Annotated in this window: 13 protein-coding genes; 7 read left to right on the top strand and 6 right to left on the bottom strand. The window is 70.9% G+C overall.

Features of this window, described 5'->3' with window-relative positions:
- The first annotated feature begins 45 nt into the window (after positions 1-45).
- Both P3L51_RS05315 and P3L51_RS05310 read left to right on the top strand, forming a co-directional pair.
- On the top strand, positions 46-237 hold the full coding sequence (locus P3L51_RS05315) for a toxin-antitoxin system HicB family antitoxin (protein ID WP_354603859.1): 192 nt from the start codon (positions 46-48) through the stop codon (positions 235-237).
- Entirely contained in the window at positions 234-530 is a 297-nt protein-coding gene (locus tag P3L51_RS05310) for a hypothetical protein (RefSeq protein ID WP_354603858.1), read from the top strand. Before P3L51_RS05315 ends, P3L51_RS05310 begins: the two co-directional genes overlap by 4 nt.
- A 99-nt stretch (positions 531-629) precedes the next feature.
- On the opposite strand, the gene P3L51_RS05305 is transcribed toward P3L51_RS05310, so the two are convergent.
- Complete coding sequence (locus tag P3L51_RS05305; RefSeq protein ID WP_354603857.1) at positions 630-2,531, bottom strand: RICIN domain-containing protein; 1,902 nt, start codon at positions 2,529-2,531, stop codon at positions 630-632.
- 307 nt (positions 2,532-2,838) lie between these two features.
- Here P3L51_RS05305 and P3L51_RS05300 point away from each other — a divergent pair, with 307 nt between their 5' ends.
- Positions 2,839-3,393, top strand: coding sequence for a TetR family transcriptional regulator C-terminal domain-containing protein (locus P3L51_RS05300; protein ID WP_435594380.1), 555 nt, complete (start codon positions 2,839-2,841; stop codon positions 3,391-3,393).
- Positions 3,394-3,423: 30 nt separating this feature from the next.
- Here P3L51_RS05300 and P3L51_RS05295 read toward each other — a convergent pair whose 3' ends face one another.
- Positions 3,424-4,014, bottom strand: coding sequence for a helix-turn-helix domain-containing protein (locus tag P3L51_RS05295; RefSeq protein ID WP_354603856.1), 591 nt, complete (start codon positions 4,012-4,014; stop codon positions 3,424-3,426).
- Between the two features lie 83 nt (positions 4,015-4,097).
- Here P3L51_RS05295 and P3L51_RS05290 point away from each other — a divergent pair, with 83 nt between their 5' ends.
- Entirely contained in the window at positions 4,098-5,087 is a 990-nt protein-coding gene (locus P3L51_RS05290; RefSeq protein ID WP_354603855.1) for an NAD(P)/FAD-dependent oxidoreductase, read from the top strand.
- Positions 5,088-5,155: 68 nt separating this feature from the next.
- Positions 5,156-5,842: a class I SAM-dependent methyltransferase gene (locus tag P3L51_RS05285; protein ID WP_354603854.1), complete on the top strand. Its 687-nt coding sequence runs from the start codon at positions 5,156-5,158 to the stop codon at positions 5,840-5,842.
- A gap of 33 nt (positions 5,843-5,875) precedes the next feature.
- Here P3L51_RS05285 and P3L51_RS05280 read toward each other — a convergent pair whose 3' ends face one another.
- Positions 5,876-6,529, bottom strand: coding sequence for an HAD family hydrolase (locus P3L51_RS05280; RefSeq protein WP_354603853.1), 654 nt, complete (start codon positions 6,527-6,529; stop codon positions 5,876-5,878).
- Positions 6,530-6,786: 257 nt separating this feature from the next.
- Here P3L51_RS05280 and P3L51_RS05275 point away from each other — a divergent pair, with 257 nt between their 5' ends.
- Complete coding sequence (locus tag P3L51_RS05275) at positions 6,787-7,272, top strand: MarR family winged helix-turn-helix transcriptional regulator (protein ID WP_354603852.1); 486 nt, start codon at positions 6,787-6,789, stop codon at positions 7,270-7,272.
- Complete coding sequence (locus P3L51_RS05270; RefSeq protein ID WP_354603851.1) at positions 7,269-8,561, top strand: MFS transporter; 1,293 nt, start codon at positions 7,269-7,271, stop codon at positions 8,559-8,561. Before P3L51_RS05275 ends, P3L51_RS05270 begins: the two co-directional genes overlap by 4 nt.
- Before the next feature lie 21 nt (positions 8,562-8,582).
- Here P3L51_RS05270 and P3L51_RS05265 read toward each other — a convergent pair whose 3' ends face one another.
- From P3L51_RS05265 to P3L51_RS05255, 3 genes are all read right to left on the bottom strand, one after another.
- On the bottom strand, positions 8,583-10,028 hold the full coding sequence (locus P3L51_RS05265) for a GH1 family beta-glucosidase (protein WP_354603850.1): 1,446 nt from the start codon (positions 10,026-10,028) through the stop codon (positions 8,583-8,585).
- A gap of 116 nt (positions 10,029-10,144) precedes the next feature.
- Positions 10,145-11,074, bottom strand: a complete 930-nt coding sequence (locus P3L51_RS05260; RefSeq protein ID WP_354603849.1) for a carbohydrate ABC transporter permease — start codon at positions 11,072-11,074, stop codon at positions 10,145-10,147.
- 18 nt (positions 11,075-11,092) lie between these two features.
- Positions 11,093-12,160 (bottom strand): carbohydrate ABC transporter permease, encoded by a 1,068-nt coding sequence (locus P3L51_RS05255; protein ID WP_354603848.1) that lies wholly within the window; start codon positions 12,158-12,160, stop codon positions 11,093-11,095.
- Between the last annotated feature and the right edge of the window lie 86 nt (positions 12,161-12,246).

Below are 12,246 nucleotides of genomic sequence, written 5' to 3'. Positions count from 1 at the left end.
GACACCACATGGTGCAACCGGTCTCCGGTTGCTATGGTCGGTCGCATGACCGCCATGACGCTCCGTATCCCGGACGAGATCAACGCATCGATCAAGGCGGGGGCGGCAGCCGCCGGTCTGTCCCTCAACGCCTACATCGTGCGCGCCGCCCAGCGGCAGGCCGTGCTCGACTCCGCCCGCCGGCTCGCGTCGCTCGGCTTGGGCGACGACCTGAGCGGCGAGGGCGACACCCTGTGAAACGTGGTGAGATCTGGACGCTCGGTGACGGGCGCAACGTCCTGATCGTCTCGCTGGACGGTCTGGAGGAGGCGTACGGCGCGGTGCTCACCGTCGTGCTGCACGACGCCGGGCGCTACCCGGACACCGCGATGTCCGTGGTGATCGACCACCCGCTGCCTTCCACCGCCGTGGCGGTCAACCTCCAGCAGTTGAGGGTCACGCGCTTCGACGGCGGGAAGATGCTCGGCCCTGTCGACACGGCGGTGATGGAACGCGTCAGCCAGGCGCTGCGGGCGGTGCTCGACCTCTGATCCCCGGTGGGTTCACGCTGCGGCGAGAGAGCCGGTGAGCCCCGTGGCGGGCGCTCACCGGCTCTCGCCGGCTCTCGTCGGCCGTCGGAGGACCTACGGTCAGGGCTGCGCCGTCAGCCGGAAGGTCTGGTTGGCCGCTTCCGTGCAGGGCTGCTGGGTGAGCGTGGCGCCGTTCGCCGTACCGCCGCTCACCGTCAGGCACTTGTTGCTGTGTCTGGCGGCGAACCGGTAGCGGTCGGTGGTCCCGATCCGCTGCGCCTGCCACTGCTGGTTGGTGGCACCGGTGTAGCTCCACAGATGCGCGCGGGCGCCGTCGGCGGTGGCACCGGCGCCCCCGTCGATGTCCCACACCTTGCCGGCGTGCCGGTTGACGACCTGGTGGTAGCCGTCACTGGTGGGTCTGAACTGCCAGGTCTGGTTGTTGGCCGCGGGCGCGGAGCAGGACCACTGCTGGAGTCCGGTGCCGTCCGCCGTACCCCAACCGGTCGCGTCGAGGCACGCGTTGCTGCCGCTGTTGACGACCTGGTACCACTTCGCCGGGTCGATGGCGCCGTTGCCGGGATTGCCGGTGTCGGTGCCCGTCCACACGAGGGTGGCGACGGCACCGGCCGGCAGCGTGTACGTGGCCGAGCGCCCGGCGTCCGTGACGGAGAACGTCCGGGCCGCGCCCGCGCCGTTCACGACGTACGCCGCCTTGCTGCCGTCCGGGTTCTGCCAGACGACGTTCTGTACGCCGCCCGCGCCCTGGCTGGTGGAGCCGATGCGTGTGGCGCCGGGCTTGACGAACTTGGTCAGATGGCCCAGGACGTAGTACTCGGCGTTGCGCGTGACCGTGTTGCCGTTGATCTCGACCACGCCGTTGCAGCGGGTGGTGCAGTGGCCCTGGTGGGGGCCGCCGGCCTGGTTCAGCGCGAGGTTCCACATGATCGTGGTCTCGCCGCCGTTGCGCATGTTGGCCACGACCAGGTTCTCGGCGTGCCACTTCAGCGTGTCGGCGAAGGTGCTGGCCGGGTTGTCGCTGTCGGTGCCCGAGCACTCGGTGAAGAACACCCGCTTGCCTGCCTGCCTGATCTGCGACTGGCTGGTGGGCTGGCCGCCGTAGCAGTGGAACGCCGCGCCAATCACGCGGTTCATGCCCGGCGTCTCGGAGAAGACCTGGAGCGGGTAGTTCGGGTGGTCCCAATTGTGGTCGTACGCGAGGAGGTTGGTCGGCAGGTTCGCCGCCGTCAGGGTGCGGTCGAGCACCTTGAAGAACGCCGCCTGCTCCGAGGCGGTCATGCTCATCGACGGATAACTCGTCGCGAACTCGGGCTCGTTCTGCACCGTGAGGTCGGTGAGTTTGAGGCCCTGCTGCTGGTATCCCTGGATGGCCTTCACCAGGTAGTCGGCGTAATTCTGGTAGCGGTCGGTGCGCAGACTGCCGCCGTTGAGGCTGTTGTTCGTCTTCATCCACGCGGGCGGTGTCCACGGGCTGCCCATGAAGCGGATGGCGGGATTGATCGACACGGCCTGCTTGAGGACGGGGATGATCGCCTCGTGGTCACGGCCGAGGTTGAAAGACCCCTGGTTGTCCTCGTAGGTGTAGGCGGCGCCCTGGTTGAAGTCGGTGCCACCCAGCGGCTGGCGCAGATAGCCCAGGCCGATGCCGTCGCCCTGGGCGGAGAACAGCGAGGTCATCAGCGCGTTCTTCTGTGCCTGCGGAAGCTGGTTGATCAGATGCCCGGCCGCGCCGGTCACCGAGGCGCCCGCCCCGGTGAACTGCTGCTCGCGCTGCGCCGGGTTGACGTTGATGTCGACGGCCTGTGGCGTGGAGTTGAAGGTGATCTGGCCGTCCGAGGCCAGCTTGCGGCTCCCGTCGGCCGTGGAGATCCACACCTGGGCGGTGGGGTCGGCGGCCTGTGCGGTGCCGGACGAGGTGAGTCCGAGGCCGGCGCCCAGCGTGAGCGCGCTCAGTGCGACGACGGTTTTGCGAACGACGTTTCTGTGCAGGGTTCTTCGCATACGTGGGGGCTCCTGCCGGTTCGTGTGTCGAACGAATCACCCGCGGCCCCGGGGCGTCCCGCGCCGTGGCCGGGTGGCGCATCGGCGACATGAAAGCACGCTTACTAAGTACTTAGTAAGTCATCGTGCCGAACTTGTTCCAGGCGGAGTTCCACCGGGCGCCCGAGGCCCTGACCGTGATCCGGAGCGCCGTAGACTGCGCCCGGTGAGCAACAGACGAGCGGGGGAACGGGGCGGCGCGGCGGCCGGGCCTGTCCAGCCGCGTACGCCGCGCAGCCCGGGGGCACGGCAGCGGCGCGAGGAGATCCTGCGTATCGCCATGGAGACGTTCGCGGCGCGCGGCTACAACAACGCGTCACTGGCGGAGATCGCGGATCGCGCGGGGCTCACCCAGGCGGGCGTACTGCACTACTTCCGGTCCAAGGAGCTGCTGCTCACCAGCGTCCTCGAACTGCGGGACCAGACCGACATAGAGCAGCTCGGCCCCGACCGCCCCCGCGGTCTCGCCTTCCTGCGGCATCTGATCGACACCTCGCGCCGCAACTCCGAGCGGGAGGGCATCGTACGGCTGTACGCGGTGCTCTCCGCGGAGAGCGTCACCGACAGTCACCCGGCGCAGGAGTACTTCCGCAACCGGTACACCGGGCTGCGGGCCTTCGTGGTGGACGCGCTGCGTGAGGCGGCCGAACTGGGTGAGGCGCGCGAGGACCTGGACGTCGAGAACGTCGCGAACGCCATCATCGCGGTGATGGACGGGCTTCAGGTCCAGTGGCTGCTGTCGCCGGAGTCGGTGGACATGGCCGCGTCGACGGAGCGCGTGGTGTCGTCGCTGCTGGCGTCGATCGCGCCCGCGCGGGACTGACGGCCGGCCCGATCCACCGCCGGGCGCCGCTCACTTCTCGGTGGGCCGGGCGCGTACGTGCATCTTCTCCCCCTGCCGGCCGAAGATGGTGAGGAATTCCACCGCCTCCGTGCCCGCGCTCGCCCACCCGTGCGGGGTGCGGGTGTCGAACTCGGCGGCCTCCCCGGCGCCCAGCACCAGATCGTGCTCGCCGAGGCGCAGCCGGAGCCGGCCGGCCAGGATGTAGAGCCATTCGTAGCCCTCGTGCGTGCGCTGTTCCAAGTCCCCGGTCTGCTGGGGGCCTGCCGGGATGATCTGTTTGTACGCCTGGAGCCCGCCGAGATGGCGGGTGAGCGGCACGAAGGTCATGCCGTACCGCGTGAAGGACCGCAGATGGACCCGGGGGTCACCGGTCGGGGGCGCGTCCACCAGCTCGTCGAGTTGCACGCCGTACGCCTTGGCGAGCGGCAGGAGCAGTTCGAGGGTCGGTTTGCGTCCGCCGGACTCCAGGCGGGACAGCGTGCTGACCGAGATCCCGGTCGACTCGCTCAGCAGGGCCAGTGTCGTACCCCGATCGCGACGCAGGGCGCGCAGGCGCGGGCCCACGCCGTTGAGGACGGTCGAGAAGTCGTCGTCAGCCATGGTTCCATTTGCCACCTCGGCAAGTAATTTTGTCAAACCGCGACGGGTGGACGGAGCATCTCCAGCAGATGGAGGTGCTTCGCATGAAGGCACGAAAAGTAGATTTCGATGTCGTGGTGATCGGTGGCGGACCCGCCGGGCTGAGCGGGGCGCTGACCCTGGCGCGGGCGCGCCGCTCGGTGCTGGTGATCGACGCCGGCGAGCCGCGCAACGCCCCGGCGTCCGCTGTCCACAACTACCTGGGCCGGGAGGGCGTCGCCCCTGGCGAGCTGCTCACCGTGGGACGCGAGGAAGTGGCGCGCTACGGAGGCGAGTTCCTGGCCGGGCGGGTCGCGACGGCCAAGGGATCGGCGGCAGACGGATTCCGCGTCGTACTCGAAGAGGGCGCGGACGTGGCCGAGGTGACGGCGAGCAGGCTGCTGGTGACCACCGGGCTGGTCGACGAACTGCCGCCGGTCCCGGGTGTCGCCGAGCGCTTCGGGCGCGAGGTGCTGCACTGCCCGTACTGCCACGGATGGGAGGTGCGCGACGCGCCCATCGGCATCCTGGCGACCGGGCCGCTCGCCGTGCACCAGGCCCAGATGTGGCGGCAGTGGAGCGATGACGTGACGCTGTTCCGGCACACCGCGCCCGATTTCGACGACGAGCAGTACGAGCAACTCGCCGCGCGTGACATCGCCGTCGTGGACGGGGAGGTCGCCGCCCTGGAGGTGACGGACGACCGGCTGACCGGCGTCACACTGGCCGACGGCCGGGTGATCGCGGTCCGTGCGGTGGTGGTCGCGCCGCTGTTCACCGCGCGCGGAGGGGTCCTCGCGGATCTGGGGGCGGCCGCGGTCGACCGGGAGATGGCCGGTCACGTGGTCGGCAGCTACGTCCCCGTCGACCCTGTCGGCGCCACCTCCGTACCCGGTGTGTGGGCGGCTGGCAACGTCGCCGATCCGGCGGAGGTCGTCATCGGCTCCGCGGTGGCGGGGCTGCGGGCGGCGGCCGCGATCAACGGGGACCTGACCGCCGAGGAGACGCGGTGGGCGGTCGAGGCGCGGCGCGGCGCCGCGGGCGGTCCGGCGTGATCGACACAGGTGACAGAGGCGACAGCGGTGACAGCGCACGGGACCGGCTCGGCGAAGGAGAAGCGGTAATGACCCACAGCCACACCTCGACGGACAACGGCGGCGACGGCACCGACGGCACCGACGGGGGCACGAACGAGGAGTTCTGGGACTCGCGTTACGGCGAGAGCGACCGTATCTGGAGCGGGAACCCGAACACGGTCCTCGTCCGGGAGGTCGCCGATCTGACACCCGGCCGGGCCCTGGACCTGGGCTGCGGCGAGGGAGCCGACGCGATCTGGCTGGCCGCCCGGGGCTGGCGGGTCACCGCAAGCGACATCTCCGGGGTCGCCCTCGCCAGGGCGCGGCGGCACGCCGCCGATGCGGCCGAGGGCGTCGCCGACCGTATCGACTGGCAGCGGCACGACCTGGGGGTGTCCTTCCCCGCCGGGACGTTCGATCTGGTCTCGACGCACTTCCTGCACACACCGGGCGACATGCCGCGCGAGGAGATCCTGCGGGCCGCCGCGTCGGCCGTCGCACCCGGCGGCGTGCTCCTGATCGTCGGACATTCCGGACTCCCGTCCTGGGAGCCCGTCCCCCACCCCGAGGTGCGCCTCCCGACACCGGACGAGGTCGTCGAATCGCTCCAACTGGCCGACGGGGAGTGGGAGGTGCTGCTCAGCGAGGAGCACGAGCGGATCCAGATCCGGCCCGACGGGCAGCCGGGCACGCGTACGGACAACGCCGTGAAGATCCGCCGCCGCGCGGTGTGACGGGCCTCGCGTACTGACCGCCGGGCGGGCCGCTCAGCCCGTCCGGCGGTCGAGGACATCCTCCAGCGCCGTCCGCAGGCCGGCGGCGTCGCGGTGGAGCACCCCGGTCATTCCGAGCGCGACGGCGGCGGCCACGTTCTCCCGGCGGTCGTCCACGAAGAGGCAGCGGTCCGCGCTCACGCCGGCGTGCTCGACGGCGATCTCGAAGATACGGCGGTCCGGCTTGGCCACGCCCACACGGGAGCTGTTGACGACACTGTGCGCGAGGCCGGTCAGCCCGAGGCGGGCCAGGTCCTCGTCGAGCCAGAGCGTCGCGTTGCTGACGAGCACCAGCGGGCAGCGCTCCCGGACCCGCCGGAGCAGGCCCACGACCGCCTCGTCCACCCGGAAGTCGGCCGTACTGAACGCGTGCGCCAGGGTCTCGGCCTCGTACGGCGACACCCGCGGCAGCAGGCCCCGGGCGATCGAGTCCGCCCACTGTCCGCGGGTGATCCCGCCGAGCAGCAACGGCAGATCGTTCTCCGGGGCGTATCCGACGGACGCCGTGGTGCCCTCCGGCAGTCCCGCCGCGCGCTCAAGACGCGTCACCTCGGACGTGTCGTAGAAGCGGATGACGCCGTCGATGTCGCACAGCACGGCGTCGAACCCCGGCCGGCCGGCTCGTACCTCAGGTGCTCCCCTGCCCACAGCCCTCACCCCTGTCCACCGATCCCCCGCCCGTGTGGGCCCGTTCGTCGAGCGTGGGGCCTCCACGTACGCGCGCACAAGCGGGCAGGTGCCGTCCGCCCGCCGGACCAGTGCGAGTTGAGCGGGCGAGAGGTCGGGCGGGCGTGTCACCAGCGGCGCGTTCCCGCCGGCGAGCGGGCTTCGCCGCCCGACCTCGGTTCGTGGCGGGAGACACGAGCGCGCCGCTCCTCTTGTCACCGCGCTGTTATATTAGCGCTGTGACATCTTCCGATCCCACCTCGGTGCCCGACCCCTGGCAGCCGCTGCACACGTTGCTCGCCGCCATGGACGCCGAGATCGAGCAGGTCTACGTCGCGCGCGGCATCGAAGGCGTGCGTCCGCGCTTCGCCTATCCGCTGATCCGGCTCGCCCACAGCGGACCGCTGACCATCCGCGAGCTCGCGGAGTCCCTGAACCGCTCGCACTCCGCCATCAGCCAGACCCTCACCGCCATGCGCAAGGAAGATCTGGTCACCTCCGAGCCGGGGCCCGACGCCCGTACCCGGCGGATCGATCTGACGGAGCGCGGCCGGTCGCTCGTACCGTTCCTGGAAGCCGAGTGGCGCGCCACCCACGCGAGCGTCGCCGAGCTGGACGCCGAGATCCCGTACGCGCTGACCACCGTGGTCGAGGAGCTGCGGCGGGCCCTCGACCGCCGGTCGATGCGACAGCGGATCCTGGACCATCTCGTCGAGCCGCGGTGAAGGCACCCGCCCGGTTCGTCGACACCCGCCCGCTGCGCGGCAGTCGGCCGTTCCGGGACCTGTGGATCGGCTCGCTGGCATCCCAACTCGGCGGTCAGATAGCCACGGTGGCCGTGCTGGCTCAGGTCTGGGAGCTGACCGGCAGCCCGGTGGGCACCGGCGCCATCGGGCTCGTCACCGGCCTGGCGACACTGGTCTTCGGGCTGCTCGGCGGCACGTTGGCGGACGCTGTCGACCGCCGTACGGTCGTACGGGCCGCCACCGGCGGCCAACTGCTGGCCGCCGCCGGGCTGTGCGCCCAGGCTCTGGCGGGCAACCGGGACGTCGTGCCGCTGCTCGCACTCGTCGCCGCGGGGGCCGCCTGTGGCGCGCTCGGCGCGCCTGCCCGGCGTACCTTCCCGGTCCGGCTGCTGCCCGCCGACCAGGTCGCGGCCGGGCTCGCGCTGACCAACATCTCCTTCCAGGCGGCGATGCTGGCCGGGCCCGCGCTGGCCGGGCTGGTCATCGCCCGGTGGGACTTCCCCGCCGCGTACGCCGCACAGGCGGTGGCCGTCGCGATCTCGATGCTCGCGGTGATCCGCCTCCCGCCCATGCGTCCCGAGGGCGCCGGCGCGGCCGGCGGCAAGCGCCGGGCGCGGCGCGGCGGCTGGCGGGTCGTCCTGCGCCGTCCGACGCTGTGGGGCGTGCTGGCCACCGACCTGTCCGCGACGCTGCTCGCGATGCCGGTCGCGCTGTTCCCGCTGGTCAACGAGGCCCGCTTCGGCGGCGACCCGCGGACCCTCGGTCTGTTCCTGTCGGCCGTCGCGGTCGGCGGGATCACGGCAGGCCTGCTCTCCGGCACGGTGACGCGGCGGCGCGGCGCCGGCCTCGTCCAAATGGCCGCGGCCGGCCTCTGGGGCCTGGCACTGGCCGGCTTCGGCCTGGCCGGGCCGCTGTGGCTGGCGCTCGGCTGTCTGGCCGTGGCCGGGGCCGCCGACACGGTGTCCGTGATCACCCGTAGCGCGCTGATCCAGTTGGAGACCCCGGACGCGTACCGGGGGCGGGTCTCCTCCGTGGAACACGTCATCGGCGTCGCGGGCCCGGAGCTGGGCAACTTCCGCGGCGGTCTGCTCGCGTCGGCGACCTCCGCTCCCTTCTCCCTGGTCGTCGGCGGTCTGTCCGCCACGTTGGCGATCGCCGTCGTGGCGGCGCTGAACGCCCCGCTCCGCGCCTACCGCACACCGTCTCCCGCAACGCCCGCGCCGGCCGGGCCGCCCGCCGCCGAACCGACCTCGATCGCGCAGGCGTGAGCCCCGGCCGTGGTGGCGCTTCTACCGCCCGTCGGTCACCGCGTCCCCCGAGGTGGCGGCGGCGAGACTGCCGCTGCGCGTGAGTTTCGCGTACCAGTGGGCGCTGGCCTTGGGGATGCGCCGCTGGGTGGCGTAGTCGACGTACACGGTGCCGAAGCGCCTGCTGTAGCCGTAGCCCCACTCGTAGTTGTCGAGCAGCGACCACAGGAAGTAGCCCCGCACGTCGGCTCCCGACTCGATGGCGCTGTGTACGGCGGCGAGGTGGTCCCGCAGATAGTCGATCCGCTCCGGGTCGTGGACCTCGCCGTCGGGGTTGGCGTAGTCGTCGAACGCCGCACCGTTCTCGGTGATCATCAGCGGCAGTTCCGGGTGGTCCCGACGCACCCGCATGAGCAGTTCGTACAGGCCCTGCGGGTCGATCGTCCAGCCCATGGCGGTCCGGGGTCCCGGCGTCTGGTGGAAGGCGACGTCGTCGGCGGCCGGCCACGGACTGTGGTCGCTCACGCCGTGTCCGTCCGACCGGTGGGCGGGCGGACCCTCGTGGCGGGAGACGAGCGTCGGCGAGTAGTAGTTGACGCCGAGGAAGTCCAGCGGCCTGTTGATGAGCGCGGTGTCGCCGTCCCGGACGAACGACCAGTCGGTGAGCGACGAGGTGTCGGCCACGACGTCCTCGGGATACGCGCCGTCCAGCATGGGTCCCGTGAAGATCCGGTTGGCGAGGCCGTCGATCCGGCGGGCCGCGTCGCGGTCGGCCGCGCTGTCGGTCAGGGGCCGTACGTGGTGGAGGTTGAGCGTGACGGAGAGCCGCGCGTCCGCCGGGAGCCGGTCGCGCAGCGCCTGGACCGCGAGTCCGTGGCCGAGGTTGAGGTGGTGGGCGGCGCGCAGCGCGTCGACGGGGTCGGTACGGCCGGGGGCGTGGACCCCGGAGCCGTAACCCAGGAACGCGCTGCACCAGGGCTCGTTCAGCGTCGTCCACGTCTTGACGCGGTCGCCGAGCGCGTCCCCGACGAGAGCCGCGTACTCGGCGAAGCTCTCCGCCGTACGGCGCTCGGGCCAGCCGCCCGCCTCTTCCAGATGCTGCGGAAGGTCCCAGTGGTAGAGGGTGACGACCGGTTCGATGCCCTTGGCGAGCAGGTCGTCGGTGAGGCGGCGGTAGAAGTCGAGCCCTTCTTGGGAGGCGGGGCCGCTGCCGGTGGGTTGTACGCGCGGCCAGGACACCGAGAAGCGGTAGGCGCCGACGCCGAGGTCGGACATGAGGGCGGTGTCCTCGCGCCAGCGGTGGAAGTGGTCGGCGGCGATGTCGCCGGTGTCGCCGTTACGGACCTTGCCGGGGGTGCGGGAGTAGACGTCCCAGATGGAGGGGGTGCGGCCGGCTTCCCGTGCGGCGCCCTCGATCTGGTAGGCGGCTGTCGCGGTGCCCCAGAGGAACTCGGGCGGAAAGACTCGTACGGAGGGGGATGTGGCCACGAGGGTCCCTTTCAGGAGTTGAACTGTGAGCCGTGTGCGGTGTGTTGCGTGGGGAGGTACGCGGGCGCGGCTGTGCGCGGGAGGGTGCGCGTGGGGCAGGGGATCTCAGGGCCGGGTCAGCCCTTGACCGCCCCCTGCATGATCCCGCCGACTATCTGGCGGCCGAAGACGATGAACATCACCAGCAGCGGCAGGGTGCCGAGCAGCGCGCCGGCCATGATCACGGACTGGTCGCGCACATAGCCCGCGCTGAGCTGGGTGAGGGCGACGGGGACCGTGGGGTTGGTCATGTCGAGCGCGATGAACGGCCAGAAGAAGTCGTTCCACGCGTGCACGAACGTGATCATGAAGAGCACGGCCATGGGCGGGCGGGCGATCGGCAGGACGATGCTCCAGAAGATACGGAGCGAGTGCGCGCCGTCCAGGCGCCCCGCCTCGATGAGTTCGTCGGGCAGCGCCTCCTTGAGGTACTGCCGCATGAAGAACACCCCGACGGCGCTGACCAGCGTCGGGAAGATGACCGACGGAAGCGTCTGCCCCCAGCCCAGCTCGGCCATCATCATGAACAGCGGTACGACTCCGAGTTGCGGCGGCACCATCATCGTCCCGATGACCAGCAGCAGTAGGAGGTTGCGTCCCCGGAAGCGCAGCTTGGCGAACGCGAAGCCGGCCAGGGTGGCGAAGAAGACCGTCGACAGCGCGATGGCGCCGGCGACGATCAGGCTGTTGAGCATCGCCTTGCCCATCGCGGCGTCCTGCCAGGCGATCCCGAGGTTCTTGAGGAGATTCGGGCCCGGCAGGAACGGCGGCGGGGTCTGCGACACGCGGGTGTTGTCGGTGGAGGCGGCCACCACCGTCCAGTACAGCGGGAAGAGCGAGATGAGCGCGGCGATGCCGAGCAGGATGTAGGCGAGCGGTCCGGCGTGGTGCGTGCGTCCGGCGCCGGGGCGCAGCGCGCGCCGGATCCGGAGACGTCCGGAGGGCGCGGGCGCCTTGGTCGCGCGGTCGCGTGCGTCCGCCCGGACGGGTGCGGTGTCGATGGTCATGCGGCTGCTGCTCCCTGGTCAGGACGTGGCGGACGGCGTGGACTTGGGCTGCTTCTTCGGGGCCGTGCCCCGCGTCCGGCGCGTCTTGACACCCTTGGCGACGCGCTGGAGGACGAAGACGAGCACGAGGATCAGGAACATCGCCCAGGCGATCGTCGCGGCCCGGCCCATCTGGTAGTTCTTCCAGCCCTCTTCGTAGAGGAGCAGCCCAAGCGTCTGGTACTGGTTGTCGGCGCCCCCGCTGATGCCGTTCGGCCCCTGGCCGAAGATCAGCGGCTCGCCGAACAGCTGGGTCGCGCCGATCGTGGACAGCACGATGGTGAAGACGATCGTGGCGCTGATGCCGGGGATCGTGACCTGGCGGAACTGCTGCCAGCGTGACGCGCCGTCGATCGCCGCCGCCTCGTACAGGTCCCTGGGTATCGCCTGCATCGCCGCCAGATAGAGCAGCGCGTTGTAGCCGGTCCAGCGCCAGATGACGATGGCGGAGATGGCGAACTGGGCGGGCCACTTCTGGTTCTCCCAGTCGACGTTCTCGATCCCGAAGAAGCTCAGACCCCAGTTGATCATGCCGAAGTCACGCTCGAAGAGCATGGTGAAGACGAGCGCGGCGGCGGCGATGGAGGTGGCGTACGGGGTGAGTACCGCGACCCGGAAGAACGTCGAGCCGGCAAGCCGGTAGTTGAGGAGATGGGCGAGGACCAGAGCCATCAGGAGCTGCGGGACGGTGGAGATGACCCCGATGGTGAAGGTGTTGGTCAGCGCGTTCCAGAACCGGTCGTCGTCGATGAGTTCGGTGAAGTTGGCGAGTCCTCGCCACTCCATCGTGTCCAGGGTGGACAGCTCGACGCGGTGCAGCGAGATCCAGAAGGTGTAGATGAGCGGGTAGAGGCCGAAGGCCCCGAAGATGAGGAAGAACGGGGCGATGAAGGCGTACGGCACCGCTCGCACGTCCAGCCGGTGCAGGATGTTGCGTCGCGACTGGCCGGCGGCTGCGTCGCGGCCGGCGCCGCCCTTCCCGCCGGAGCCGTCCGGGGTCGGGTGCGGCTGCCCGTCGGTGGGGGCTGCCGGGGTGGAGGTGGCCACGCGGGCGTCCTTCCTTGAAATCTGTGGGAGCGGTTCCGTGGAGCAGGGGTACTCGGGACGGGCGCGAGGTTTGGACGGGGGTTTGG

It is taken from the genome of Streptomyces panacea, from assembly GCF_040560175.1.
In the GTDB taxonomy this organism is placed as follows: Bacteria; Actinomycetota; Actinomycetes; order Streptomycetales; family Streptomycetaceae; genus Streptomyces; species Streptomyces panacea.
This window is presented reverse-complemented; position numbering and strand designations above follow the sequence as displayed.

Coding starts and splice junctions, on each gene's coding strand:
- P3L51_RS05260 (WP_354603849.1), bottom strand. CDS start 11,074: ATGACCATCGACACCGCACCCGTCCGGGCGGACGCACGCGACCGCGCG.
- P3L51_RS05315 (WP_354603859.1), top strand. CDS start 46: ATGACCGCCATGACGCTCCGTATCCCGGACGAGATCAACGCATCGATC.
- P3L51_RS05290 (WP_354603855.1), top strand. CDS start 4,098: ATGAAGGCACGAAAAGTAGATTTCGATGTCGTGGTGATCGGTGGCGGA.
- P3L51_RS05285 (WP_354603854.1), top strand. CDS start 5,156: ATGACCCACAGCCACACCTCGACGGACAACGGCGGCGACGGCACCGAC.
- P3L51_RS05295 (WP_354603856.1), bottom strand. CDS start 4,014: ATGGCTGACGACGACTTCTCGACCGTCCTCAACGGCGTGGGCCCGCGC.
- P3L51_RS05305 (WP_354603857.1), bottom strand. CDS start 2,531: ATGCGAAGAACCCTGCACAGAAACGTCGTTCGCAAAACCGTCGTCGCA.